The organism is Actinopolyspora mzabensis (genome assembly GCF_900101095.1).
Lineage (GTDB): Bacteria > Actinomycetota > Actinomycetes > Mycobacteriales > Pseudonocardiaceae > Actinopolyspora > Actinopolyspora mzabensis.
On sequence record NZ_FNFM01000012.1, the window covers coordinates 1 to 26171 of the forward strand.

Sequence of the window (26171 nt, forward strand, 5' to 3'; positions counted from 1 at the left end):
GCTGCCGCGGTGTCGGCTTCGGTGGCGGCTCCGTAGCCACCGCCGACGAGTTCCGGTGCGACCTCGGCCGCCTCGGAGGCTTCGTGTTCGGCCAGCCAACGCTCCGCGTCGATGGCCGCCGAGCAACCCGAACCGGCAGCCGTGACAGCCTGCCGGTACGTCTTGTCCACCAGGTCACCCGCGGCGAACACACCCGGGATGTTGGTGGCGGTGGAGGGATGCCGCACCTGCACGTAGCCCTCCTCGTCCACCTCGACCTGGTCGGTGACGAGCTTGCTCCGCGGATCGTGCCCGATCGCGACGAACATGCCCGTCACCGGCAGCTGCGACTCCTGCCCGGTCACGGTGTCACGCACGGTCAGCCCGGAGACGGTCCCGTCCCCGTTGACCTCGGTGACCACGGTGTTCGTGCGCCAGTGGATCTTGTCGTTGGCCCGTGCGCGTTCCAGCATGATCTTGGAGGCGCGGAAGTCCTCGCGACGGTGCAGGATGGTCACCGAGTTCGCGAACCGGGTGAGGAAGGTGGCCTCCTCCATGGCGGAGTCACCACCGCCGACCACGGCGATGTCCTGGTCGCGGAAGAAGAACCCGTCGCAGGTGGCGCACGCCGACACACCACGCCCCAACAACCGGTCCTCACCGGGTACGCCGACGTAGCGCGCCGCCGCCCCCATCGCCAGGATCACGGCCCTGGCCCGGTACTCCACACCGCCGGAGGTGACGGTCTTGATCTCCCCGCCGAGATCGATCTCCTCGACGTCGGCGGTCTTGAGCTCCGCCCCGAAACGCTCCGCCTGCGAGCGGAACTGCTCCATGAGTTCGGGGCCCATGATCCCGTCGCGGAATCCGGGATAGTTCTCCACATCGGTCGTGGTCATGAGTTCACCGCCGTACTGGGTGCCCTCGAAGACCAACGGTCGCAGCTCCGCCCTCGCCGCATACACCGCAGCCGTGTACCCGGCAGGACCCGAGCCCACGACGATCAAATTCCGCACGTCGCCAGTCACCGGTTGGTCTCCTCTTCTCCCACGAGCTCGCCCAGCAGCTGCCGCACGCGGGTGTCGATGTCGTCCCTGATGGGGCGAATCCGTTCGGCGGTCTTGCCGGCCGGGTCGTCGAGCTGCCAGTCGAGGTAGCGCTTGCCCGGGAAGACCGGGCAGGCGTCTCCACACCCCATCGTGATGACCACGTCGGAAGCTGCCACGTCGTCGCTGGTCAGCTTGGTGGGGAACTCGCGGGAGACGTCGATGCCGAGTTCGTTCATGACCTCGACTACGGCGGGGTTGACCTCGTCGGCCGGGGTGGATCCGGCCGAGCGGACGGCCACGGCCCCCTGGGCGTGGTGATCGAGCAGGGCGGCGGCCATCTGGGACCGTCCGGCGTTGTGCACGCAGACGAACAGCACTTCGGGTGTGGCGGACACGGATCGCTCCTCTGATCGCGTTCGAGTGGGTCAGTGCTGCCGGGAAGTCCCGGCGGCGACGGACGGGATTGGCGGATCGTCGCGGAACCAGCGACGAGCGGCCAGGCTGACGTAGACCAACCCGACCAGCACGGGAACCTCGATCAGGGGGCCGACCACACCGGCCAGCGCCTGGCCGCTGGTCACACCGAAGGTGGCGATGGCCACGGCGATCGCGAGTTCGAAATTGTTGCCCGCGGCGGTGAACGCCAGCGTGGTCGAGCGTTCGTAGGACATCCGCAGTCCCTTGCCGATGGCGAAGGTTCCCGCCCACATGACCACGAAGTAGACCAGCAGCGGCAGCGCGATGCGGGCCACGTCGAGGGGTTGACTGGTGATCGCCCCGCCCTGCAACGCGAACAGCACCACGATGGTGAACAGCAGGCCGTACGGGGCCAGCGGGCCGACCCTGTTCAGGAATGTCGCCTCGTACCAGGCGCGTCCCTTGGCGCGCTCGCCGAGACGCCGCGACAGATAGCCCGCGAGCAGCGGGATGCCGAGGAAGATCAGCACGGACTGCGCGATCTGCCAGGCCGAGACGTCCAGTCCCACCTGCGCCAGGCCCAGCCAGCCGGGCAGCACACTCAGGTAGAACCAGCCGAGACCGGCGAAGGCGATGACCTGGAACACCGAGTTCAGCGCCACGAGCACGGCGGCGGCCTCCCGGTCACCACAGGCCAGGTCGTTCCAGATGATGACCATGGCGATGCAGCGCGCCAACCCGACGATGATCAGCCCGGTGCGGTACTCGGGCAGATCGGGCAGGAACGTCCAGGCCAACGCGAACATCACGGCCGGTCCCACCAGCCAGTTGATGACCAGCGAACTGACCAGCAGCCGCCGGTCGCCGGTGACGGTGTCCAGCCGGTCGTAGCGCACCTTGGCGAGCACCGGGTACATCATCACCAGAAGTCCGACGAAGATCGGCAGTGAGACTCCGGAGACCACGTGCAGTGAGTTCAACGCCGTGTTCAACCCCGGCACGAAGCGGCCTGCCAACAGTCCCAACAGCATGGCCGCACCGATCCAGAGGGGCAGGAACCGGTCCATAACCGACAACCGCCGGGCCACGGTGGTCTCGGACGATTGCTGAGCCGTGTCCGTCACGGCGTCACCTCGCAGGTATCCCGATCGTGGTCGTACTGGGAATTCGACGGCACGGTTCGCCGGGAGGCCCCGGCGGAGCCGGCCGTTCGAGAGAGTCAGCTGTTCGAGACTCAGGCCGATGTGGACACGGCAGGGGCAGGACCGAGAACCGCCGACAGCTGTTGCAGCGTCTCCGGGAGCACCCGGTAGTAGACCCAGGTGCCGCGCCGCTCACCGGTGATGGCGCCGACCTCGCGCAGCACCTTGAGGTGGTGCGAGATCGTCGGCCCGGACAGCTCGAACGCGCCGCTCAGATCGCACACGCACGCCTCCCCGCCCGTGTGGGCGGCGATCAACGACAACAGTCGCAACCGGACCGGATCGCCCAGCGCCTTGAACACCGCCGAGAGATCCGTGGCCTGCTCAGCCGACAGTGGTTCCCCGGTCACCGGGGAACAGCACCAGCGTTCCGCACCCTGCCCCTGATTTGACATGCTTCTATATTGACAGAAGTCAAATCAAGGCGCAAACTACGAGTCGTCCAACTGATTAGATAAATATCTAACCAAGGGAGGGATCATGTCCCGCCTTCAACTCGCTCTGCGTGTCGGGGACCTGCAGCGGTCGATCGACTTCTACACCAGGCTGCTCGGCACCGAGCCGGCCAAGCTGCGCCCCGGCTATGCCAACTTCGCCGTGACAGAGCCACCGCTGAAGCTCGTACTGCTGGAAGGTGAAGCGGAGCAGGACACCGTGCTGGACCACCTCGGCGTCGAGGTCGCCGACAGCGACACCGTCCACGAGGCCACGCGACGGCTGTCCGAACTCGGCCTGTTCACCCGTGTCGAGGACGACACGACCTGCTGCTACGCAACCCAGGACAAGGTGTGGGTGCACGGCCCCGGCCGGGAACCATGGGAGGTGTACACCGTCACCGACGAGTCCCCCGAGTCCGGGCACAGCGGTTCGAGCGAGGACGAAACCGTCTGCTGCGGCACCCCGGCGGAAGCAGCCGGGTGATCGAGGTTTCCGTTCACTCCTGACGGGGTGCTCGGTCGGTGGAGACCCCGATCGACACCCCTCGGGCCGCCAATCTCTCGCGAAATCCCCGAAAGCCACGCCACGTCGCCAGGGGGCGACCACGACCAGCGCAGAAGAAGATCGCACCGATTTCCGGACTCGCCGGTGGAAGTGCTTGTTCGAGACCGCCGAACACATTTACCTGAAAGGGGAGACGAACGGCGGGATTGTCCCGAGTGACCGGTTGCTCGTACGGGCGGAGTCGGATGTATGCCACGAAGTGTGGAGCCGAGCGTGACAGGGGAGATCGCCACCGGGGACATCGCTGCCCGCGGCGTTGCCAACGATGTGGCCCGTACCGGCGCCCCCGTCACGCGCCACGACGAAGCGTCGGACCAGGCCTGCACCGCCGGAGTTCTCGACAGACGTTCCCCCGCTAACCTCCCCGGCCGGCTCGACGTGGTGCCCGTCGTCGCCCATCAACTGCCGCCGCCCTCCGGACTCTTCGTGGGACGCACATCCGAACTCAACCGCATGGAGGCATGGCATCGGGAGAACTCCGAGCGCGCACTGCTCGTGGCGCTGACCGGCCCCGGCGGTATCGGGAAAACGACACTGGCCTGCCACTGGCTGCGGCAGCACGAGCGGAGGTTCCCGGACGGCCAGCTCTACGTCGACGCGGGAACCCGCTCCGCCGAGCACCCCATCGCGGCCGCGGAACTGCTCGGGCGACTGCTGCGGGCGCTGGGTGTGCCGCCCGAACGAGTTCCACTGGAGATGGCCGAACGATTGAGCTGGTATCGCTCGATCACCGCGGGACGATCCCTCTCGGTGCTGGTGGACAACGTCGTCTCGACCGCACAGGTAAGGCCGCTGTTGCCGGAATCGGCGACGAGCACGTTGCTCGTCACCAGCAGGAGTCGCCTGGTCGGCCTGACGATGGAGGGCGCCAGGTTCATGGAGCCGGCGCCGCTGAACGCCGAGGACGTGGTGCACATCCTCTCCCGCAGGCTCGGCCGGTCGCGGGTGTTGCGGGAGATGGGCAACGCCCGGCTGCTGGCCAAACTGTGCGCGGGCTCCCCGCTGGCCGCCACGGAGATATCGGCGTGGCTGGCGGCCCGGCCCAACCGGTCACTGGCCCACGCGGCCAACATGGTGCGGGAGCAGCGAAAACGGCTGACGACGCTCCCCCAGAGCGAGGACTTCGCGGCGCACGCCGTGGTCGACATCTGCTACCAGGGGCTGTCACCGCAGGCCGCCACGCTCTACCGCAGGCTGGCGCAACACCCCAGGGGAGATCTTCCCGTCGCGCTGACCCATCACCTCGCCGGGATCGAGGGCAACGATTCCGAACGGGTGCTGGCGGAGCTACGGGACGCCAAACTGCTGGGAGCCGGTGAGCAGCGGTACTGGTTCCACGACCTCGTCCTCGCGCACGCGAGGACGATGAGCCTCGGCGAGGACTCACCCGGAGTCAGGCGCCGTACACTGCACAGCGTCATCGACTGGTACATCGGCCGGGCCGTCGAAGCCGATCTGGTCATCACTCCCCGCCGCCCCAGATTCGGCCGGCACTACCCGAACCGGGCCAACGACTGGCCCGCGTGGGAAAGCCCCGAGTCGGCGCTGGACTGGTTCGAACGCGAACGCGGCAATCTGCGGGCGGTCATCATCGAAGCCCACCACAACCAGTGGGACGAACCGGTCTGGCAACTGTGCGAGGCGATGTGGGGATTCTTCTTCCACCGCAAGCACTATCGGGACTGGATCGACTCGCACCGCCTCGGCATCGAGGCCGCGGCCCGCCTGGGGCATCCGCTGGCCGAGTCGCGACTCCGGTGCCAGCTCGCCTTCGCCTACCTGGATTTGGAACACTTCGAGGAGGCCATGGACGTGTGTCTTCCGGCACCCCGGTTGCCCGAGGCCGGCTGGGACAGTGCGGAACTGGCCACGACACTGTCCGAACTCACCAGCGCGGCGCGACGGGGAAACGGTCACTACGGCGCGGATCCGAACACTTCGGACGAACGAGCCGGCAAACGGAAACTCGTTCGAATCCCTTCCGCTACGCTCTCCCGTGACCACGTGCCACGAGCCGAAACGACGGGCAGCCACCGTATCGGATGAGCACAGTTCGATGAGCCGACCTCTGCCCCACCACCGCTCGAGCCACGAGCCGACTGCACGCCGAAAAACGCACGTCAAAAAGCAAGATTCGTTCAGATCTTGACTGTTCGCGTAATCCGCTGCACCGTTTCAGTGATCTGCCACAAGATCGATTACGCAACGAATCAAGATCTTTTACGCAGCGTCGGAATCGGGGAAAACCGGTTTCCGCTGTGCCGGAGGAATCATGCTTCGAAAATCCCTGGGAGCCGCGCTCGCGTTTCTGGCGGGTACCGCCCTGGCTGTGGCCGTACCTACCCAGGCACGAGCCGAGCTACCCGGTGACAAGGACGTCACGGCCGTACTGTTCGAGTGGAAGTACGACTCGGTGGCCGAGGAATGCACGAACCGGCTCGGCCCGGCCGGATACGGCGCCGTACAGGTTTCCCCACCGCAGGAGCACATCCAGGGGTCACAGTGGTGGACCTCCTACCAACCCGTGAGTTATCGGATAGCTTCCAGGCTCGGCGACCGCACCGCCTTCGCCGACATGATCGAGACCTGCCACGCGGCCGGGGTGAAGGTCATCGCCGACGCGGTGATCAACCACATGTCCGCGGGTTCGGGCACCGGAACCGGCGGCTCCTCCTACGAGAAGTACAACTACCCCGGAATCTATTCCTCCAATGATTTCGACAACTGCATGTCCTCGATAAATCAATCGGACTACACCAGCGACAAGTGGCGGGTGCAGAACTGCGAATTGGTGAGTCTGGCCGATCTCGACACCGGCGAGGAATACGTACGTGGCCGCATAGCCGACTATCTCAACGATCTGCTGTCGCTGGGAGTGGACGGTTTCCGCATCGATGCGGCCAAGCACATGCCGGCCACCGATCTCGCCGACATCAAGTCCCGACTGAGCGATCCGGACGTCTACTGGAAGCAGGAGGTGATCTACGGTTCCGGTGAGGTCGTCTCCCCCACCGAGTATCTCGGAACCGGCGACGTCCAGGAGTTCCGCTACGCCCGCGATCTCAAACGTGTGTTCGACGAGGAGAAGCTCGCGTACCTGCACAACTACGGTGCGGGCTGGAATTACATGGAATCCACCCAGGCGGCCGTCTTCGTCGACAACCACGACACCGAACGTGAGGGCGACACGCTCAACTACAAGGACGGAGCCAACTACACGCTGGCCAGCGTCTTCATGCTGGCCTGGCCCTACGGATCTCCTGACGTGCACTCGGGTTACGAGTTCAGCGACACCGACGCCGGTCCGCCCAACGGCGGGACGGTCAACGCGTGCTGGCAGGACGGCTGGAAATGTCAGCACGCCTGGCCGGAGATCGAGTCGATGGTCGCCTTCCGCAACGCCACCCACGGCACGGCGGTCACCGACTGGTGGGACAACGGCAACGACGCCATCGCCTTCGGGCGGGGCAGCAGTGGGTTCGTGGCCATCAACCACGAGACCACCTCGCTGAGCCGGACCTTCCAGACCTCGCTGCCCGCGGGCGAGTACTGCGACGTGCAGCGCGACACCACCGTCACGGTCGACTCCTCCGGCCGGTTCACGGCCACCCTCGGGGCGAACACGGCACTCGCGTTGCACGTGAACGCACGGACCTGCGGGAGCTGACCGGGTTTTTCTCCGGTTGGCCATACCGCTTCAGTAGAGCCGGGGCTCACGCACCGTTCACGCGGACGGACGTGAGCCCCGGCTCTTGCTTTCGTGGCGAGTCCCATCCGACCGCTACCGCGACATCGAACGCCTGCCACGCGGCGCGTATTCACGGAGACGACCGGTCGCGTCGAAGCCTGCGAAGCACTCCCCGAGAGGTTCTCCCCGCACCGCAGGCCAACTCCCAGCGTGACGACGGAGCCTGCCCCTTCCGCGAAATTCAACGCTCCCCTTGTGGTCGGCGTTACAGCCGGGTTAATGTCTCGCAACACAAGAAAGCGCTTTCCAACTTTCCGTTCGAGGTGACAGGGCCTCGACACACCAGAGAGGAGAAAGCCACGTCCCCCGCCGACCACCGCTTACGGGCCGCGATCATCGGAACCGGCGCCGTAGCCGCGCACCACTTGTCCGCAATGTCCGAACACGACGACATCGAAACCGTGGCAGCCGTCGACGTCGAACCCGAACGGCTGCACGCCTTCTGCCGTTCCGGCGAACACGAGCTGCGTGGCTACACCGATGTCGACGAGATGCTCTCGGCCGAACGCCCCGATCTCGTCTCGGTCTGTACCCCACCCGCCTCACACGTGGAGCTCGTCACCAGCGCCCTGCGCAGCGGTGCCTGGGTGTGGTGCGAGAAACCACCCTGCCTGTCACTTGCGGGTTACGAGGAGATGACCGCGGCGCAGGGAACCGACGGCCCCTACGTCTCCTTCGTCTTCCAACAACGATTCGGTTCGGGAGCACGGCACGCCCGTGAACTGCTGGCAACGCGGGAGCTTGGCACTCCGCTGGTCGCGCACTGCCAAACCACCTGGTACCGCGATTCCGAATACTTCGCCGCCCCGTGGCGCGGGAAGTGGGAAACCGAGGGCGGCGGCCCGGCCATGGGTCACGGGATCCACCAGCTCGACCTGCTGCTGCATCTGCTCGGACCGTGGCTCGAAGTGCGTGCCATGACCGGACGGCTCTGGCACGAGGTGGACACCGAGGACGTCTCGACCGCGTTGGTGCGGTTCGAGTCCGGGGCGATGGCCACCGTGGTCAACAGCCTGCTCTCCCCCGACGAGATGAGCAGGATCCGCCTGGACTGCTCCGAGGCCACCGTCGAGCTCACCCACCTCTACGGCCACCGCAACGAGGACTGGCGCTACACCCCGGCCCCGCACGTCACCGACGAGGGGCGGATCGAACGCTGGCGCAACCCGGAACACGACGAACCCAGCTCCCACGGCGCCATGCTGCGGGAACTGGTCACCGCGATGCGCGAGGGCGCACGCCCGCCCTGCGACGAACGGGAGGGCCGCAGAATTCTGGAACTGGTCACCGCGCTGTACAAGTCCGCGGCCACCGGCCGGGAGGTGCGCTCGGGCGAGATCGGCCCGGACGACCCGTTCCACACCGTGATCCACGGCGGTTTCCCCGAGAGACTGACCGGCGACGGAGAGACGAAACGAGCATGAGCCATCCGATCACCGTGACCCATCGGCACGGCGAGAACATCACGGTCGCCACTGCGGGGACCGAGATATTGAACTACGTGTACAAACCGGACCCGGTCGAGTACGAATCGCGGAAACCGTACGTACACCCGCTGCGCACCCTCGCCGGAAACACCGTCACCGGATACCGGCCGAACGACCATCGCTGGCACAAGGGTCTGCAACTGACGGCCAGTCACGTTTCGGGCCAGAACTTCTGGGGCGGGCACAGCTACGTCACCGGTGAGGGCTACCGGGAACTGCCGGAACGGATCGGCTCGATGCGCCACGACGAGTTCGAATCGTTCGAGGTCGAGCCCGACGAGCTGCGGTTCACCGAACGGTTGCACTGGCTGCACAACGACGGAACACCCTGGGGACGAGAGCACCGCAGCATCAGGGTGCACTCCGTCGAGCCGGCACGGGGCAGCTGGGCGCTCGACTGGTCGATCCGCCTGGTCAACGTGCGCGAGCAGCCGCTGCGTTTCGGCAGCCCGACCACCGCCGGACGCGAGATGGCGGGCTACACCGGGCTGCACTGGCGTGGCCCGCGCGAGTTCACCGGGGGCGACGTACTCGGCCCGGACGGGTTTTCCGGCGAGGACGGGATGATGGGCCGCCAGGCGCGTTGGCTGGGATTCGTCGGGGAGCACGACGAGGTCGACCGCTGTTCCACGGTGGTCTTCGAGCACGCTCCCGCGAACGAACACGCCATTCACGAGTCCCACTGGTTCGTGCGCTCGGAACCCACCCCCGCGGTGGCACTCTCCTGGGCCTTTTTCGAGGAGTTCGAACTTCGGCCGGGCGCGGACTTCTCCTACACCTATCGAATCCTGCTGGCAGACGGAGCCAGGGATCACGAACAGATCGAACGAGAACTCGACGAGCACTCCTGGTAGGAGGTCGGCATGACCGAGGACCGGCCGATACCGCTTCCCGGAGCGATCGGCATTTCCCATGTGGACTGCTACGACTGGCCCGCGGCGGATGGGCTCGGCGGTGGCAGTCCGCACATGCACCTGGCCTGCACGGAGGCCTATGTGGTCATCGAAGGCAGTGGCGTGGTGCAGACCCTGAGTTCTGCCGGTTACCGCGAGGACGAGCTCACAGCCGGAGCGGTCGCGTGGTTCGAACCGGGAACGGTACACCGCATGGTGGGGCACGAAAAGCTGCGCGTGACGGTTTTGATGCAGAACAGCGGGCTGCCGGAGGCAGGTGACGCGGTGTTCACCTTCCCCCCGGAAATCCTGGCCGATCGGGAGGCCTACGCCGCGGCCGCGACACTGCCTCGGGATTCGGACCCCGAGGACGCGGCCCGCCGTCGCAGGGATCTGGCGGTCTCCGGCTACCTGCCGCTGCGGGACGCGCTGCATGCCGGGGACCCCGAACCGTTGCGCGAGTTCCATCGCGCGGCCGCGGCACTGGTCGCGCCCAGGGTGGACCACTGGAAGAAGCTGTGGCGCGACGGCGCGCGGGCCGCCGCCGAGCTCACCGGCGCCCGGCTCCACGCGCTCGCCGAGGGCGACGCGGCAGAGCTGGCGAACTCGCGGGTGCGGCTGGCCCATCCGTCCAGGCAGGGCGGATACGGCATGTGCGGCAGACGCGACGAGTACGAGATTCCCGGCACGACCGTCGCGTACGGAGGCGAGTGATGCGGCAGCGAGCGAGGAGAGCCCCGAAGCCGACACCGGTCGGTAAGATCCCCGTGCTGACGACGGCGGTACTGCTGTTGTGCGGCCTGCTCGCCGGTTGTGGCGCGAGCGCCGACGGCGCGGCGGGCGGCAAGGTCGAACTGCAGTTCAGCTGGTGGGGAAACGCCGACCGGGCCGAGGTCACCAACGAGGCCGTCGAGCTGTTCGAGCAGCGCAACCCCGACATCGAGGTGCAGACCTCGTTCTCCAGCTACAACTCCTACATCCAGAAGCTGGCCACCCAGGCGGCCGGTGGCAACGCACCCGACGTGATGCAGCTGGACTACCGGCAGATCAGCCAGTACGCCTCGGCGGGACTGCTGCTCGACCTGGACGAGCAGTCCGCCATCAGCACCGAGAACGTCACCTCGGCGATGCTGCGCACCGGCCAGTCGAGCGGCGAGCAGTACGCCATTCCGATGGGTCGGACCTCGCAGGTGCTGGTCTACGACTCCGCCGCGTGGCAGCGGGCCGGGGTCGCGGAGCCGGAGTACGGCTGGACCTGGCAGGACTGGAGCCGCGCGATGCGCAAGCTGGGCGAGGCCACCGACGAGACGGGAGCCACCGATCCGGGGTGGAGCGAGGACTGGTTCGAGGTGTGGCTGCGTGGCCGCGGCAAGGGCCTCTACACCGACAGCGGGAAGCTGAACTACGACGCGGCGGATCTCGCCCGGTTCTGGCGCACCACGAACGAGCTCAGCCAGCAGGGCGCGGTCAGTCCGGCTCGGCAGACAACCCAGATCGACGGTTCCGCGGCGAACATGCCGTTCGGGCGGGGCAACGCGCTGTCCGGGTTCACCTGGGACTCGGCGGTGGGCGGTTTCCAGGCCCTGATCGGTGACAGCCTGCGGCTGGCTCCGCTGCCGGTCGGCCCGGACGGCACACCCGGGCAGTACTTCAAGCCTTCCATGCTGATCGGCGCCTCGGCCAACAGCCCGCACCCGGAGGCCGCCTCGAAACTCGTCGACTTTCTGATCAACGATCCCCGGGCGGGCGAGATCCTGGGAGTGAGCCGGGGGCTGCCCGTCAACCGGACGATCCGCGAGAACATCACCCCCACCCTGACCGGGTTGGACAAACGCATCGCCGAGTTCCAGGAAAGCCTGGACGGCAAACTGCTGGCACCGCCGAGCGCGCCCCCGCAGGGAGATCTGGCGCTGCAAACCGCATTCCAGCGCGACTACGACCATGTCGGATTCGAACTGCAGTCACCGCGAAGAACGGCTGAGCAGTTCCTCACCAACGCGAGATCGGAGCTGCAGCGATGAACGTCGAAGCACCTGATCAACAGGTGAGTCCACCACGCGAGAGACCGGGTTCCGAGTCCGCCGCGGCGGACTCCGCCACCCAGCGGAACCGTCCACGACGGCGTGAGGGGCCCGCCTGGGTCTTCCTGTCACCGTGGCTGTTGGGAGCGGCGGTACTGACGCTGACCCCGATGCTGGTCTCGCTGTACCTGTCTTTCACCCAGTACGACCTGTTCACCGCACCGGAGTGGGTGGGGCTGGACAACTACGTCCACATGTTCACCTCCGATCCCCGCTACTGGAGATCGGCGCTGAACACCCTAATCTACGTACTGGTGGCGGTACCGCTGCAGCTGGCGGTGGCGCTGGCCGTGGCCTTGGCACTGAACTCCATGGGACGCGGCAAGGGATTCTACCGCTCGGCGTTCTACGCCCCCTCGTTGCTGGGCGCGAGCATGAGTATCGCCCTGGTCTGGCGCGCGCTGTTCAACGACGGCGGCACGGTCGATGACATGCTGTCGACGTTCGGCATCGACATGGGCGGGTGGGTGAACCAACCGGGCTGGGCACTGCTGGTGGTCGCGTTGCTGACGATCTGGCAGTTCGGTGCCCCGATGGTGATCTTCCTGGCAGGCCTGCAGCAGGTGCCGCACGAGCTGTACGAAGCGGCCGAGGTGGACGGAGCGGGACGGGTCAGGCGGTTCCTGTCGGTCACGCTGCCGATGCTCTCGCCGGTGCTGTTCTTCAATCTGGTGCTGCAGACCATCCAGGCGTTCCAGGTGTTCACCCCGGCGTTCACGGTCAGCGGCGGTCGCGGTGGCCCCGCCGACTCGACGCTGTTCTACACGCTCTACCTGTACGACCGCGGATTCACCGCCTCGCACATGGGCTACGCCTCGGCGATGGCCTGGGTGCTGCTCGTGGTCATCGGAATCGTGACCGCGCTGCTGTTCCGCAGCTCGCGCTCCTGGGTCTTCTACAACGATAAGGGGTGACGATGGTAGCCGTCCGAGAATCCGCGCCGAGACGCCACATCGACTGGGGGCGCGTCGGGCTGCACGTCGGGTGTCTGGCCGTGTTGCTGGTCATGCTCTACCCGCTGGCCTGGCTGATCGCGACCTCGTTCAAACCCGCCGACGAGGTGATATCGAGCCTGCGGCTGCTGCCGAGCAGGCTTGCGATGAGCAACTACACCACCGCGCTGGAAGGTGTGGGCGGGGTGAGTGTGCTGCGGCTGATCGGCAACTCGCTGGTCATCTCCACGGGGGCGGTGTTGGGCAACGTGATCAGTTGCTCCCTCGCCGCTTACGCCTTCGCCCGACTGCGCTTCACGCTGCGGGGACCACTGTTCGCGCTGATGTTGGCCACGATCATGCTGCCGCAGCACGCGGTGCTGATTCCGCAGTACATCGTGTTCAACCAGCTGGGGATGGTCAACACCTTCTGGCCGCTGGTGCTGCCGAAATTCCTGGCCACCGACGCGTTCTTCGTGTTCCTGACCGTGCAGTTCATGCGCGGCATCCCCAAGGAGCTCGACGAGGCGGCCACGCTCGACGGATGCGGGCCGTTCCGAACCTTCTTCCGGATCATCCTGCCGCTGAGCAGGCCGGCACTGATCACCACCGCGATATTCACCTTCATCTGGACCTGGAACGACTTCTTCCTGCAGCTGATCTACCTGTTCGAGCCGGAGAAGTTCACGATCACACTGGCACTGCGCTCCTTCGTGGACACCTCCAGCCAGTCCGCCTACGGTCCGATGTTCGCCATGTCGGTGATCGCGCTGCTTCCCATCGTGCTGTTCTTCATGGCCTTCCAGCGATTCCTGGTGGAGGGCATGGCCAGCTCCGGGGTGAAGGGGTGAGCACCGAATGACAGCCACCGATGCGGGCGGACAGCGCGGGCCGTTCGGCGCGGGGTTCGAACTGTTCGCCGACATGCTGGCCATCGGCGTGGCCACCACGCTGGCCTCACTACCGGTGATCACCGCTCCCGCCGCGGTGTCCACCGGCTGCGGACAGTTGCGAGCACGTTCCGAGGGACGCCGCGCCCCCGACGAGGGCGGCTACTTCCGCACGTTGGCACGACGGCTGGGGAGCACACGGGGTCCCGCCGACCTGACAGCGGGTCTGGTGATGACGCTGCTCGGTGCGATGTTGGTCCTCGACCTACTACTGGTACGCGGCACGCAAGGGATTCCCGGCGCCGGAATCGTCACGGTGATACTCATGCTGCTGCTGGCGATGCTCGCGGCCGTCTGCCTGCGAGCGGTCGCGCTGCCCGAATCCGAGCACGGCTGGCTGGCGGCACTGCGCACCTCCGTACGGGCGAGTGTGCTGGATCCGCTGGGCAGCGTACTGCTGGTGGCAGCCGTGGCGGTGGCGGCACTGTGCGTGTGGATGATGCCCGTGCTCGCCGTGCTGATGCTCGGGCCGCTGATCCTGGCGGCCACGGCGGTCCGGGCACGCGTTCCGGCCCACTGACTTCGTCGCCCCGCGGGCCCCTCGGCCATACCCCCGAACACTCTCCGTTCCAGACAAGCAGAGGAAGAATTCATGTCGCGGAAAACACTGCGTATCGCGCTCAACGGCGTCACCGGGCGAATGGGGTACCGCCAACACCTGTTGCGTTCCATCCTGGAGCTGCGTGATCAGGGCGGCATCGAGATCGCCGACGGCGAACGGGTGATGCTGGAACCGGTGTTGGTGGGCCGCAACTCCGCCAAACTCGCCGAGATAGCCCAACAACACTCGATCGAGGAGTGGAGCACCGAACTCGACACCGTGCTCTCCGACGACTCGGTGGACGTCTACTTCGACTCCCAGATCACTTCGGCCAGGGAACAGGGGATCCGGGCAGCCGTCGCGGCGGGCAAACACGTCTACTCCGAGAAACCGGTCGCCGAGACCTCGGCCGGCGCCATGGAACTGGCCAGGCTCGCCGAACGGGCCGGGATCCGGCACGGCGTGGTGCACGACAAGCTGTTCCTGCCCGGACTGTTGAAGCTGCGCAGGCTGCTCGACGGCGGATTCTTCGGGCAGGTGCTGTCGGTACGCGGCGAATTCGGGTACTGGGTCTTCGAGGGCGACTGGCAGAGCTCGCAACGGCCGAGCTGGAACTACCGCAGCGAGGACGGGGGCGGGATCGTCTCGGACATGTTCTGTCACTGGCACTACGTGCTGGAGAACCTGTTCGGACGCGTGGAGTCGGTTACGGCAAGGGCCACCACCCACATCCCCCGTCGCTGGGACGAGCAGGGCAACGCCTACGAGGCCACCGCCGACGACTCCGCCTACGGGATCTTCGAACTCGCCGACGGGGTGATAGCACAGATCAACTCGTCGTGGGCGGTTCGGGTCAACCGGGACGAACTGGTGGAGTTCCAGGTCGACGGTACCGAGGGAAGCGCCGTGGCCGGGTTGCGCGGCTGCCGGGTGCAGCACCGGTCGATGACGCCGAAACCGGTGTGGAACCCCGATCTGCCCACCGGAGAACGTTTCCGCGAGCAGTGGTCGCAGGTTCCGGACAACGAGGAGTTCGGCAACGGTTTCAAGGCCCAGTGGGAGCGGTTCCTACACGACGTCCTGCGGGACAGGCCCCACCCGTACGACTTCTTCGCGGGTGCACGCGGCATCCAGCTGGCCGAAGCGGGGCTGCGTTCCTCCAGCACCGGACAACGGATCCGACTGGACAACCTCGAGCAGTGACGTCGAACAACCGCCAAACACACCCCGAAAAGGACGATCGATGTCGCGAGTGACCTATCACGACGCCGCACGTGTGTTCACCGGTAACTCTCCTGTCCGCGCGGTCGACAACCTGCGGCTGACCGTCGACGACGGCGAGTTCCTGGTGCTGGTCGGACCGTCCGGCTCCGGCAAGTCCACCGCGCTGCGCATGCTGGCGGGTCTGGAGGAGATCGACGAGGGCAGCGTGCACATCGGCGACACCGACGTGACCTCGATGCCACCCAAGTCCCGTGACATCGCGATGGTCTTTCAGTCCTACGCGCTGTACCCGCACATGACCGTGGCCGAGAACATGGGGTTCGCGCTGAAACTGCGCCGGATTCCCAAGCAGGACGTGCGGCAGCGCGTGGCGGAGGCGGCCGAGCTGCTGGACCTGACCGAGTATCTGGACCGCAAGCCCAGAGCGCTGTCCGGCGGGCAACGACAACGTGTCGCCATGGGCAGGGCCATCGTGCGGGAGCCCTCGGTGTTCCTGATGGACGAGCCACTGTCGAACCTGGACGCCAAGCTGCGGGTGGAGACCCGAGCCAACATCGCCGCGCTGCAGCGCAGGCTCGGCACGACCACCATCTACGTCACCCACGACCAGACCGAGGCCATGACGATGGGACACCGCGTAGCGGTGCTGGCGGACGGAGTGCTGCAACAGTGTGACACTCCCAGGGAGCTCTACGAACGCCCTGCCAACGCCTTCGTGGCGGGCTTCATCGGCTCACCCGCGATGAACCTGGAGACCGTGCCGCTGACCGCCGAGGGGGCCCGACTGGACGAGGTGACCCTGCCGATCCCCCGCGGAGCGATGGACTCCCTGGGCGGTGGCTCGGAGGTCACCGTCGGAATCAGGCCCGAATCACTGCGGCTGGTCTCCGACGAACAACCGGACAGCCTCGCACTGCACGTGGAGCTCGTCGAGGAGTTGGGAGCCGACTGCCTGATTCACGGCCGGACCGCTGTGGACGGCAAACGGCTGATCGTGCGTGCCGACGGGCGCAGGCCACCGGCACTGGGCGACACGGTGCACGTGGTGGTGCGCGACCCCGAGGAAATCCACCTGTTCGACGCCGGAAGCGGCAACCGAACAGCGTAGAACCTCGCGCTCCGCGAGCGCGACAGCCCCGGGCCGGTGACCAACGTGCTCCGTGGTCACCGGCCACGACACCCGCACTTCACCGGTACGGTTGTCCGGGCCCGTACCGCTGAGCGACCGTCTTGGAACTGCCACTCCGCACGCCCCCTTTCCTGGGCAGGGGCCCCGGGAAAGCCCCTCGTCGACGCCGAATGAGTTCACTGGTGCTTTCCTGTCGTGTCGTCGACCGGAAAGGGTTTTCTCCGGTTCCGACACGTCGAAAGCCACGTCACCAACACCCCCCGCGCGGGTCTCCAGTGCGCTCTCGCGAGGACTCCGGAGACGTGGCGCCGTACCTACTCGATGTCTCCGGACCCGCTCACGAGACGTGCGAGAGGTTCCGCCGAACGAGCGACCCGACAACCCGGGTGGAAAACTTCGATCAGCTCACCGGTGGTGTGCTGGCGCGAACTACCACCTCACCGCTGAACCGGCGGGTGCGGGAACGTTCGGCGGGCTCGTCGAGCAGGAAGCCCAGTGCCTGCTCACCGAGACGTTCCAGCGGGATCCGCACCGTCGTCAACGACGGCCACACGTCCCGCAGGCTGGCGATGTCGTCGAAACCCGCCACGGCCAGCTCGTCCGGCAACCGCACTCCCCGATCACGGAACGCCGACAGTGCCCCCACCGCCATGACGTCGTTGACCGCGAACACGCATTCGGGAGCACGCTCGCGTTCGAGCAGTTCCGAGGCCGCCTCGTAGCCACCGTCGCGGGTGAACTCCCCGTTGATCACGTCTCGCCCCGCCACCTCGATCCCGTGCCGACGCAGCCCTTCTCGGAAACCCGCCAGCCGGTCACGGGCGGTGAGCAGATCGGCGGGCCCGGCGAGAACGGCGAACCTGCGGTAGCCAAGGTTCACGAGTTCCTCGGCCAACGCGCGGGCCCCGCTCTGGTTCTCGACGATCACGGTGTCCGCGGGCAGGATGTGCTGCCCGATGGCAGCGGCCCGCCCGCCCGCGGCGGTGTACGCGTCCAGCTCGGCCCGCAACGCCTCCAGCTGCTCCTCATTGGTGGTACGACTACCCACCAGGACGACGCCGCGTGCCTGTTGACTGCGCAGTGAGGCGACGTACTCGGCCTCGCGCTCGAAGCGACGCTCCGTACTGGCCAGGGTAATGATCAGGCCGTGCGGCTCCGCGTGCCGAACGACGCTGGCGGCGATGGTGGAAAAGTACGGATCGGAGATGTCCGGAACCACCAGACCGACGACATCGGTGCCACCCCGCGCCATGGCCTGCGCGGGAGCGCTGGGCGAATAGTCCAGGTTCGCGGCGGCCTGCCGGACTCGCTCCCGCAGGTCCGCGCCGACGCTGCGCGTACTGCCGTTGAGAACTCGTGACGCGGTGGCCAACGAAACCCCGGCCTGACGCGCGACATCGACCAGGTTCACCTTGCCGGAACCACGCGGCATCGGTCCTCCCTCACCCTCGGGTGATCCGATGTTACCCGCTGGAAAACTCTTTCCAGCATGCTCCCCGAAGATTTCTTGCGTTCCCGGAGGGTTACTCCTAAGCTTCCGGAAAGCGCTTTCCTAGCTTGGTTGCTTCTTCCGGTGCCGGCCGCGACCGAGGTGCCTCGGGCGCGGCCAGTGCCGAAGCCGCTCCCCCGGCCACTGCGAGCAGAGCGCATCCCGACAACCCGACCAGAAGACTTCGACGAGGTATCCGTGTCGCGCACTATTCACCTGCCCCGCTCGGACGGTTCGCTCCACAGTCACCACCTGCACGAGCCGGTCACTCGCTCCCTTCCGACGGAACCGCCCGCCAGCCGTATCGCCTACGCCGCCGCCCACGTCGTCGCCGATCCGTTCGGGGAGAACACCCCCGGTTCTGCGGCCGAGATCGACTGGAACAGCACACTGGCCTTCCGCAGACACCTGTGGGAGTGCGGCCTCGGGGTCGCGGAGGCCATGGACACCGCCCAGCGCGGCATGGGCCTGGACTGGGATGCGACTCGTGAGCTGATCCGCCGCAGTGGTGAGGAAGCGGCCCGCGTCGGTGGACGCATCGCCGCCGGAGTGGGCACCGACCACCTCTCCCCCCAGGTCACCGATCTCGACGAGCTGATCGACGGATACCGCGAACAGCTCGACGTCACGCAGCGGGCCGGAGCACGTGTGATCCTGATGGCCAGCAGGCAACTGGCCGCGGCCGCGACAGGCCCCGCAGACTACCGAAAGGTCTACGACAAGCTGCTGGCCGAGGTGGAGCAACCCGCGATCCTGCACTGGCTGGGCCCGGCGTTCGACCCGGCGCTGGCGGGATACTGGGGCTCGAACGACATCGACGAAGCGGCGGACTCCCTGTTGGAGATCCTGCACGGTCATCCGGAACGCGTCGACGGCGTGAAGGTCTCACTGCTGGACGCCGAACACGAGATACGGCTGCGAGAACGACTCCCCGAAGGAGTTCGGCTCTACACCGGCGACGACTTCAACTACCCGAGGTTGATCAAGGGGGAGTCGGGCAGCCACAGCGACGCGTTGCTCGGGGTGTTCGCGGCCATCGCTCCCGCCGCCGCGGCGGCGCTGCACGCGCTGGACGAGGGGGACGAGGCGAGGTTCGACGAGATCCTCGACCCCACGGTGCCACTGGCACGGCAGTTGTTCGCCCGCCCTACCTACTACTACAAGACCGGCATCGCCTTCCTCGCGTGGTTGCGGGGCCAACAGCCCGGTTTCGGCATGGTCGGCGGGCTGCAGAGCGGACGGAGCATCGTGCACCTCGCGGAGGTATTCCGGCTCGCCGACCGGGCGGGCACGTTGCCGGATCCGGACCGGGCCGCCGACCGCATGCGCGGTCTGCTCGAGATCGCGGGGGTGACCCGATGACCGCGAACGGTATCGCACAGCTGTCGTTGAACCAGAAAACTCTGAACCGGTACTCGCTGCCAGCCGCCGTCGCGGAATGTGTCCGTGCCGGAATCCCGGCGATGGGGCTGTGGCGCGAACCGGTACAGCAGCACGGCGTAACCGAGGCGGCGGAGCTGGTGCGTTCGAACGGACTCCGAGTCTCCTCGCTTTGCCGAGGTGGTTTCCTCACCACCGATTCGCCCGAGGAACGAGCGGCGGCACTGCGGGACAACCGGCTCGCGATCGACGAGGCCGCCCAGCTCGGCGCCCCCTGCCTCGTCCTCGTGGTCGGCGGCCTGCCGAACGGATCCAAGGACCTCGCCGGGGCGAGGCGACGGGTGGTCGACACGCTGGCCGAACTCGCTCCCTATGCCGAACGGCGCGGGGTGCGGCTGGCGCTGGAGGCGCTGCACCCCATGTACTGCGCGGACCGAGCGGTGCTGTCCACACTCGAACAGGCACTTGACATCGCCGATCCCTTTCCCGAGAACCAGGTCGGTGTGGTGGTCGACACCTTCCACGTGTGGTGGGACCCGAAGTTGTTCGAGCAGATCGAACGAGCCGGTTCGCGCATCGCGTCCTTCCAGGTGTGCGACTGGCTGACCCCACTACCGGCGGACGTGCTGCTCGGCAGGGGGATGATGGGCGACGGCCACATCGACTTTCCGCCGATCCGGGAAGCCGTCCGGAGAGCGGGCTACACCGGCGACACCGAGGTCGAGATCTTCAACGACGAAGTCTGGGCCACGCCCGCCGACAAGGTGGTGGACACCATGATCGAGCGCTACCTCCACCTGGTCTGAGACAACCAGTGTGGCGTCAATTTCGCTCACCACCTGACCCCACCCGGAAATTGACGCCCCAGTGCGGCGGTGTGGCCCCGGCTCCGTCAATTTCCCGCGACTTGGTGCTCCCAAAGCCGAGCCCCGAGCACTACCGCAGTCCGAACTCCGACCACCCTCGCAGTCGGCGCCGCCGCGGGTTCTCCCGTGCGGCTCTCGCGAGGAAGGCCCGACGTGGCGTAGGTGGCTACTCGATGTCGGGGCTCCCGCAGCGAGAGCCGTGCGAGAGGTTCCGCCAAGCGAGTGCTAAGGCACGGGTGAGACCGATTTTCAACCTCCAGGAGGATTGGATGCGGGTATTGGCCGCTCCGGACAAGTTCCGCGGCTCCTTGAACGCAGCCGAGGTGGCAGCCGCCATCGCGGAGGCCGCGAGATCCTGCGGTTCGGAGTGCGTCGAGCTGCCGCTGGCCGACGGCGGCGAGGGCACGCTCGACGCGTTCGGCGGAGCCAATCGGTGGACCGAGGTGTCCGGCCCGTCGGGCGAGCGGGTCGAGGCGGGCTGGCGACTCGACGCCGACGGGCGGGCCGTGGTGGAGATGGCCCGGGCCTCGGGATTGGCTCTGGCCGGCGGCGCCGAGGGAAACGATGCCGAGAACGCGAGTACGCGGGGCACGGGAGAGCTGATCGCCGCTGCCCTGCGGGAGGGCGCACAGCGGGTACTGGTCGGCTTGGGGGGTTCGGCGACGACCGACGGCGGCTCGGGAGCGGTCACCGAGTTGGAACCGTTCGCACCGCTGAACGGCGCGGGTGGTAACCCCGAAGTGCTGGTCTGCTGCGACGTGGAGACCGTGTTCTCGGACGCGGCGCGGGTCTTCGGGCCGCAGAAGGGTGTCCGGCCGGAGCGGATCGAGCACCTGACCGAGAGGCTGCGCCGGTTGGCGACCGATTACCGAGATCGATTCGGAGTGGACGTCTCGCGGATCCCGGGCGGCGGTGCGGCCGGCGGACTGGCGGGTGGCCTCACCGCGCTGGGAGCGCGTCCGGTGTCCGGTTTCGACAGGATCGCGGCGGAGCTGGGGCTACGCGACGCGCTGGGGAGGGTGGACCTGGTGATAACCGGTGAGGGCAAGCTCGACCTCGGCTCGTTCGACGGCAAAGTGGTCGGCGGGGTGGCACACGAGGCACGGCGACACGATGTGGAGGTACTGGCGGTGGTCGGGACCGCGAGTACCGAGGCCGCGGCCCGGATCGCCACTCGCGACATCACCGCCGAGTTCGGAGGTCGACGAGCCTGGCGCGAGACCGCCGAGTGCGTGCGGCGGTGTGTGATCGACCGGCTGGGACCGGCCACCAAGAGCTGACGGTCGGCAACCGCTCTCCTTTTTCCCATGGTGCTGCCCGAGCGGCGTGGGTCTTTCCGGGGCCGATACCGCGGAAAATCCCCTGCCAACCAGACCGGAAGCCTTCGATCAGTACGGTGGGGACGGCAGTGGTGCCGTCCCCACCGCTTCCTGCGGAGGCGGATCAGGGCGCCTCGTCCGGGGCGATCGCCAGCAGTGAGATGATCGCCAGCCCGCGTTGGGCGGCGTCGTTGGTGGCGCAGGTGGCGAAGTCGCCGGACTGGTTGTGCGAGCGGTCGGTGGGGATCTCGTCCACCGGCGAGGCGACCGCGGCACCGTCCACCCTGACCGGTTCGGGCCAGGGCCGCCCGTTGGGATCGGAAGTGAAGCGCTGCCAGCCGCGACGGCGCAGCCACGGCTCCTCCAGCTGTTCACCGGCCCACGCGGTCACTCGGGAGTAGATCGTCTTGAACACACCGGGGTCGAAGTCGAACCCGAACCTGTCGATCTTCTCCGCTGCGGGAGCCTGCACGTAGCGGGCGAAGTCGACCAGGGTCCGCCGGAACTCGGGCACGTCGACGAGGTCGAGCGTCTCCCACAGGATCTGCTCCCCGCAGAAGGCCATCGACAGGTTGTAACTGCTCTGGTAATCCCCCTTGTCGAGGTTGGTCAGGTGGGCCGTCTCCGGATCGAATCCGACGGCCCCACCGGCCTCTCCGGTGAACAGTCCGGCGGGAAAGCCCGCGATGTCCCGCATACCGGTGACGATCCGGTCCCGCCAACGGGTCTCGCCGGTGCGTTCCCACTCGGTCAGCCAGTTGCTGACCAGCGCGTACCAGTCCGGGCCGATGCGTAACCGGGTCGGCACCCGGTCCTGCGAGGGCAGCACGTTGCGCAACGGCGGGACCCGAACCATGGTCTCGTCCGCCCGCAGCGAGGAACGCATCAGTTCCCCCAGCAGCTCGTCGGCGGTGAGGTAGTAGCAGAACCGCTTGGTGAACGACTCCGAGACCCGCGCCTCCTTGGCACCATCGCCCCAGTGCGAGACGTTGTGCCGCGAGCCCAGCCCGGCGAACCGGCCGGTGTGGTGCGTGTCGACCTCGCTGATGTGTTTGGTCATCGCGCGGGCCAGCCGGAAGGCGTTCGGATCACCGGAACGCAGGAAGGCGTACCACAACATCGCGTCGGTGCCGAGTTCGCCGTTGTCCCAGGCGTAACCACCCACGTCGTAGCGCCATTCGTGCCGATCGGAGTCGTAGGTGTGCATCACGTCGCCGTGGTCCCAGAAGCCGTACCACTGGCGCTGATCGACCTGTCCCGCGTAGAAGGCGACGTCGCGTTCGAGGGACTCCTCCAGCGCGGCCTTCGCACTGCTGCCGCGGTCGGGCAGACTCCACCGGCCGAACACCCCGGCACGGTGGTACCGCTCCGGACGGGCGACCAGTTGCGGAGGTGAGTCCACCACCTCGGACAACCGGACGATCCGCTCCCGCGAGGGGGTGGCATCCAGTGCCCACAACCGCATCTCGGTGGAGCGCGCGATTCCCTCCGGCGTGCTGAATCCCTCCTGCACGTCCTCGTAGGCCAGGCCCAGCCCGTGTGCCTCGGTGTCGTAGTGCCGCAGGTCCATGGCCTCGCCGTGCGGCGAGTAGGACCACAGGGTCACGGTCGCCGTGTCCCCCGCCGCGCCGCGCACGTCGAGCGAACGGGGAAAGCGCCGCCAGAAGTCGTGCATCCCCACCCCGAGTCCGCCGGAGACGCCGCCGACGTAGCCGAATCCCGAGGCACGGCTCCCCCTGCCCGCGTTCTTGAGCCAGCTCCCCTCCGCGGAGGTGCGTTTTTTCACCTCGAACCGCTCGGAGGATCCCTGGAACAGCGCGAAGTCGTTCCACAGCGCCAGGTCCCGATAGCCCTCCCGCACCTCCTGGGACCATTCGGCCGGGGGCGGGGTGGCCTTGCCCGCGTGCTGGGCGTGGCGCACCGCCTCACCGGGATCGCGCCGCAACCCGGTGAGCACCCGCACGGGCTCGCCCCACACCCCGCCCGAGGTGGTGCCGAACCGAATGTGCCGGTTGTGCGCGTCGTCGTTCATGGACACCCCGATCCGCAGCCCCATACCGCGGACGAAGACGTGCCGACTGTCGGCGTCCCAGTAGAAGTTGTGCACCAGGCTCATCGACTCGTCGCCTGCCGCGAGATACACCCGCATGGTCCAGGGCAGCATCTTCCGGCCCCCCGCGCCGCGGTTGCGACCGTGGTCGCGGCGGTAGCGCCCGGAAAGCCTGACCACCGCGCGCACCGGGCCGCGCTGCTCGATCTCGGCACTGTCGATCATTCCGGACCACTCGGTCCGCCGTGGTTCGGCGTGTTCCCCGTCGGGGCGGTCCTGCACCAGCAGCGCCAACCGCCCGTTCTCGGCGGTGACCCGGTCCCCGCGTCTGATCGACCGGATCGCGTGGGCTCCGTGTGTGCCCAGTCCGACCTCGACCGTGCCGTTGTTCAGCCGGATCTCGTCGCGGTGCTCGGACACGCTCACGGCGTTGTCCGGCGCGGCCGATTCTCCCGGCTTGAGCCGGTATTCCCCGGCGGCAGCGTTCGCGGCCGCGGTGTGCCCACTCCACTTGAGCGTGCCGTCGGGCCAGTAGGCCAACGGCCAGGACTGTACCGGGACGGGATCACCGTCGGCCGTGGTCAGGGCGAACGAGGTGTCCGCCGCCATCTCACCTCGGGACCACGGCACACCCCAGGTCGTGTTCACCGGGGTCTCGGGTGCCTTGCCGAGCCAGTGCAGCTCGGTGGGTTGGTCGGAGTCCGAACCACCTCGCGAGGCGGCGGCCTCGGAGCCACGGACGAACAACGGGGTCGCGGCGGTTACTCCCGCCCCGGCCAGAAATCCACGACGAGCGAACTCGGAACTCGCTGACACGAACAACCTCCGAACGAGGATCTGGAACTGTCGCCGAATGCGAAAAACGGGGGTGCGTTCACTGCTGAAATCCCGGCTGGGAAAGTCCGGATCGGTCGAGGTGGCAGATCTGCTCCAGCCGGACCATCGCCTGCTCCGGAGCGGCACCGCCGGTGTCGACGAAGAACTCGGCCATACCTCTCCGACCCCGTTTCCCACCCGCGTCGAACGGCACCGCGCGACGAACTCCACGGTGGATTGCGAACCGATTCAATGAAACGTTTTATGAAGCGAGACCGTAGAACCGAAATGTGGCCCAGTCAACACCCGGAAACACTCCGGACACGCCGCGGAATCGCGGCGACCGAGTCACGACGAGTTGATCGTGCTGGTCACCCCGAGGAACGAGCCCCCGCAGCCGCAGGAATCGATCTTCACGATGGCCGGGAGGACAGCGGTCACTGCCGTCGCGGCAGCGTGGAACGCCGGACGATGAGCTCGGGGGAGTAGATGACGCTCTCGTGCTCGTGCCCGGGGTCGCCCTCGGTCTCCCGCAGCAACATCTCGGCAGCGGTGGAGCCCATCCGTTCGGCGGGCTGGCGCACCGAGGTCAGCGGAACGGCGGCCGCCGCGGCGAACTCGATGTCGTCGTAGCCGACCAGGGCGATGTCCTCGGGCACCCGCACGCCCGCGTCGAACATCGCCTGCAAGAACCCGAGCGCCAGCAGATCGTTGGCGCAGAAGACCGCAGTGGGACGCGGCCGCAGCCCCAGCAGCCTCGCCCCGGCGTCCCGACCGGAGGCGACGTCGAGTTTGGCCGTTTCCAGCACCGTCAGGCTCTCCGGCCCCAGCCCGCCCGCTTCGATCGCACGACGGGCCCCCACGAGCCGGTCGGTGCACTGCGCCAGGTTCGACGGCCCGCTGATGTAGGCCACCCGTTCGTGGCCGGTCTCGAGGAGGTGGCGCACGGCCAACTCTCCCCCGGCGACGTCGTCGACCGAGACCGAGCAGGCGTCGTCACTGTCGACCACCCGGTCGACGAACACGTAGGGAATCCCGTGGCGCCGGAAGGTCAGTAGGTTCGCCCCGGTGGTGTCGGCCGGGGTCACCAGCACACCCCGCACTCGCTGTTCGGCGAACATGGACAGGTAGAGCGACTCGGCCTCCGAGTCCTGGGCACTGTGGCACATCATGACGCCGAGCCCGTGCTCACGCGTGGCGCGCTCCGCGCCGCGGGACATCGCGACGAAGAACGGGTTGCCGATGTCGAGCACCAGCAGCGCGACCATGCGGCTGTCGCCGGAACGCAGTTGGCGAGCCGACTCACTGCGCACGTAACCGAGTTCGTCGATGACCGCGCGGACCCGTGAGCGGGTGTCCGACGAGACGCGGTCAGGGCGGTTGAGTGCGTTGGAGACGGTCCCGATGGAGACGCCCGCCCGGTGGGCGACGTCCTTGATGCTGACCTCTCCGGTCCTGCGGTTGCTCTCCCCGCTCGACACCACGCCTCCCTTGACTCGGATGCACCCCCATCCTATCCTTCGCTCGAATGAAACGTTTCACCGCTGTCGTTCACGAACTCGGCACTGGCGGAACGCCCACCTCCTCACCACCGCTCAACCACCGGAGCAACCAGCG

The 26171-nt window shown here is 67.3% G+C and carries 22 protein-coding genes; 15 read left to right on the forward strand and 7 right to left on the reverse strand.

The window, feature by feature from the left end:
- From trxB to BLR41_RS19175, 4 genes are all read right to left on the reverse strand, one after another.
- Positions 1-1007: thioredoxin-disulfide reductase (gene trxB, locus BLR41_RS19160; protein WP_143013133.1), on the reverse strand; the 1007-nt coding region annotated here is incomplete at its 3' end.
- The gene (locus BLR41_RS19165) at positions 1004-1423 is read right to left on the reverse strand and encodes an arsenate reductase ArsC (RefSeq protein WP_092631067.1); all 420 of its coding nucleotides are present in this window, start codon (positions 1421-1423) and stop codon (positions 1004-1006) included. The genes BLR41_RS19165 and trxB, both read right to left, overlap by 4 nt.
- Positions 1424-1453: 30 nt before the next feature.
- Entirely contained in the window at positions 1454-2512 is a 1059-nt protein-coding gene (gene arsB, locus BLR41_RS19170) for an ACR3 family arsenite efflux transporter (protein ID WP_092631525.1), read from the reverse strand.
- A gap of 167 nt (positions 2513-2679) precedes the next feature.
- Positions 2680-3042 carry an ArsR/SmtB family transcription factor gene (locus BLR41_RS19175; protein WP_092631070.1) on the reverse strand — a complete coding sequence of 121 codons (363 nt, stop codon included), beginning with the start codon at positions 3040-3042 and terminating at the stop codon, positions 2680-2682.
- Between the two features lie 85 nt (positions 3043-3127).
- Here BLR41_RS19175 and BLR41_RS19180 point away from each other — a divergent pair, with 85 nt between their 5' ends.
- The 12 genes from BLR41_RS19180 (at position 3128) to BLR41_RS19235 (ending at position 16613) form a co-directional block, all read left to right on the forward strand.
- Positions 3128-3568, forward strand: coding sequence for an ArsI/CadI family heavy metal resistance metalloenzyme (locus BLR41_RS19180; protein ID WP_092631073.1), 441 nt, complete (start codon positions 3128-3130; stop codon positions 3566-3568).
- A 294-nt stretch (positions 3569-3862) separates the two neighbouring features.
- Positions 3863-5695 carry an NB-ARC domain-containing protein gene (locus BLR41_RS19185; RefSeq protein ID WP_176798063.1) on the forward strand — a complete coding sequence of 611 codons (1833 nt, stop codon included), beginning with the start codon at positions 3863-3865 and terminating at the stop codon, positions 5693-5695.
- Between the two features lie 226 nt (positions 5696-5921).
- Positions 5922-7316, forward strand: a complete 1395-nt coding sequence (locus BLR41_RS19190; RefSeq protein ID WP_092631078.1) for an alpha-amylase — start codon at positions 5922-5924, stop codon at positions 7314-7316.
- A gap of 413 nt (positions 7317-7729) precedes the next feature.
- Positions 7730-8821, forward strand: a complete 1092-nt coding sequence (locus tag BLR41_RS19195) for a Gfo/Idh/MocA family protein (protein WP_342745399.1) — start codon at positions 7730-7732, stop codon at positions 8819-8821.
- The gene (locus BLR41_RS19200; RefSeq protein ID WP_092631081.1) at positions 8818-9738 is read left to right on the forward strand and encodes a DUF6807 domain-containing protein; all 921 of its coding nucleotides are present in this window, start codon (positions 8818-8820) and stop codon (positions 9736-9738) included. Before BLR41_RS19195 ends, BLR41_RS19200 begins: the two co-directional genes overlap by 4 nt.
- Before the next feature lie 9 nt (positions 9739-9747).
- The gene (locus tag BLR41_RS19205; RefSeq protein WP_092631084.1) at positions 9748-10491 is read left to right on the forward strand and encodes a cupin domain-containing protein; all 744 of its coding nucleotides are present in this window, start codon (positions 9748-9750) and stop codon (positions 10489-10491) included.
- Positions 10491-11798, forward strand: coding sequence for an ABC transporter substrate-binding protein (locus BLR41_RS19210; protein WP_092631088.1), 1308 nt, complete (start codon positions 10491-10493; stop codon positions 11796-11798). The genes BLR41_RS19205 and BLR41_RS19210 overlap by 1 nt, the downstream gene beginning before the upstream one ends.
- On the forward strand, positions 11795-12772 hold the full coding sequence (locus BLR41_RS19215) for a carbohydrate ABC transporter permease (protein ID WP_092631091.1): 978 nt from the start codon (positions 11795-11797) through the stop codon (positions 12770-12772). The genes BLR41_RS19210 and BLR41_RS19215 overlap by 4 nt, the downstream gene beginning before the upstream one ends.
- Before the next feature lie 2 nt (positions 12773-12774).
- Positions 12775-13641, forward strand: coding sequence for a carbohydrate ABC transporter permease (locus BLR41_RS19220; protein WP_092631094.1), 867 nt, complete (start codon positions 12775-12777; stop codon positions 13639-13641).
- A 7-nt stretch (positions 13642-13648) separates the two neighbouring features.
- Entirely contained in the window at positions 13649-14260 is a 612-nt protein-coding gene (locus BLR41_RS19225; protein ID WP_092631097.1) for a hypothetical protein, read from the forward strand.
- 72 nt (positions 14261-14332) lie between these two features.
- Positions 14333-15484 carry a Gfo/Idh/MocA family protein gene (locus BLR41_RS19230; protein ID WP_092631100.1) on the forward strand — a complete coding sequence of 384 codons (1152 nt, stop codon included), beginning with the start codon at positions 14333-14335 and terminating at the stop codon, positions 15482-15484.
- Between the two features lie 40 nt (positions 15485-15524).
- Positions 15525-16613 (forward strand): ABC transporter ATP-binding protein, encoded by a 1089-nt coding sequence (locus tag BLR41_RS19235; protein WP_092631103.1) that lies wholly within the window; start codon positions 15525-15527, stop codon positions 16611-16613.
- A gap of 421 nt (positions 16614-17034) precedes the next feature.
- On the opposite strand, the gene BLR41_RS19240 is transcribed toward BLR41_RS19235, so the two are convergent.
- Positions 17035-18066: a LacI family DNA-binding transcriptional regulator gene (locus BLR41_RS19240; RefSeq protein ID WP_092631106.1), complete on the reverse strand. Its 1032-nt coding sequence runs from the start codon at positions 18064-18066 to the stop codon at positions 17035-17037.
- Between the two features lie 255 nt (positions 18067-18321).
- Here BLR41_RS19240 and BLR41_RS19245 point away from each other — a divergent pair, with 255 nt between their 5' ends.
- The 3 genes from BLR41_RS19245 (at position 18322) to BLR41_RS19255 (ending at position 21649) form a co-directional block, all read left to right on the forward strand.
- A complete protein-coding gene (locus BLR41_RS19245) occupies positions 18322-19485 on the forward strand; it encodes a dihydrodipicolinate synthase family protein (protein ID WP_218120255.1) in 1164 nt (387 codons plus the stop codon).
- Complete coding sequence (locus tag BLR41_RS19250) at positions 19482-20309, forward strand: sugar phosphate isomerase/epimerase family protein (protein ID WP_092631112.1); 828 nt, start codon at positions 19482-19484, stop codon at positions 20307-20309. The genes BLR41_RS19245 and BLR41_RS19250 overlap by 4 nt, the downstream gene beginning before the upstream one ends.
- Before the next feature lie 329 nt (positions 20310-20638).
- A complete protein-coding gene (locus BLR41_RS19255; RefSeq protein WP_176798064.1) occupies positions 20639-21649 on the forward strand; it encodes a glycerate kinase in 1011 nt (336 codons plus the stop codon).
- 163 nt (positions 21650-21812) lie between these two features.
- On the opposite strand, the gene BLR41_RS19260 is transcribed toward BLR41_RS19255, so the two are convergent.
- Both BLR41_RS19260 and BLR41_RS19265 read right to left on the reverse strand, forming a co-directional pair.
- Entirely contained in the window at positions 21813-24554 is a 2742-nt protein-coding gene (locus BLR41_RS19260; RefSeq protein WP_092631119.1) for an exo-rhamnogalacturonan lyase family protein, read from the reverse strand.
- A 437-nt stretch (positions 24555-24991) separates the two neighbouring features.
- A complete protein-coding gene (locus BLR41_RS19265; protein ID WP_092631121.1) occupies positions 24992-26038 on the reverse strand; it encodes a substrate-binding domain-containing protein in 1047 nt (348 codons plus the stop codon).
- Positions 26039-26171 lie beyond the last annotated feature (133 nt).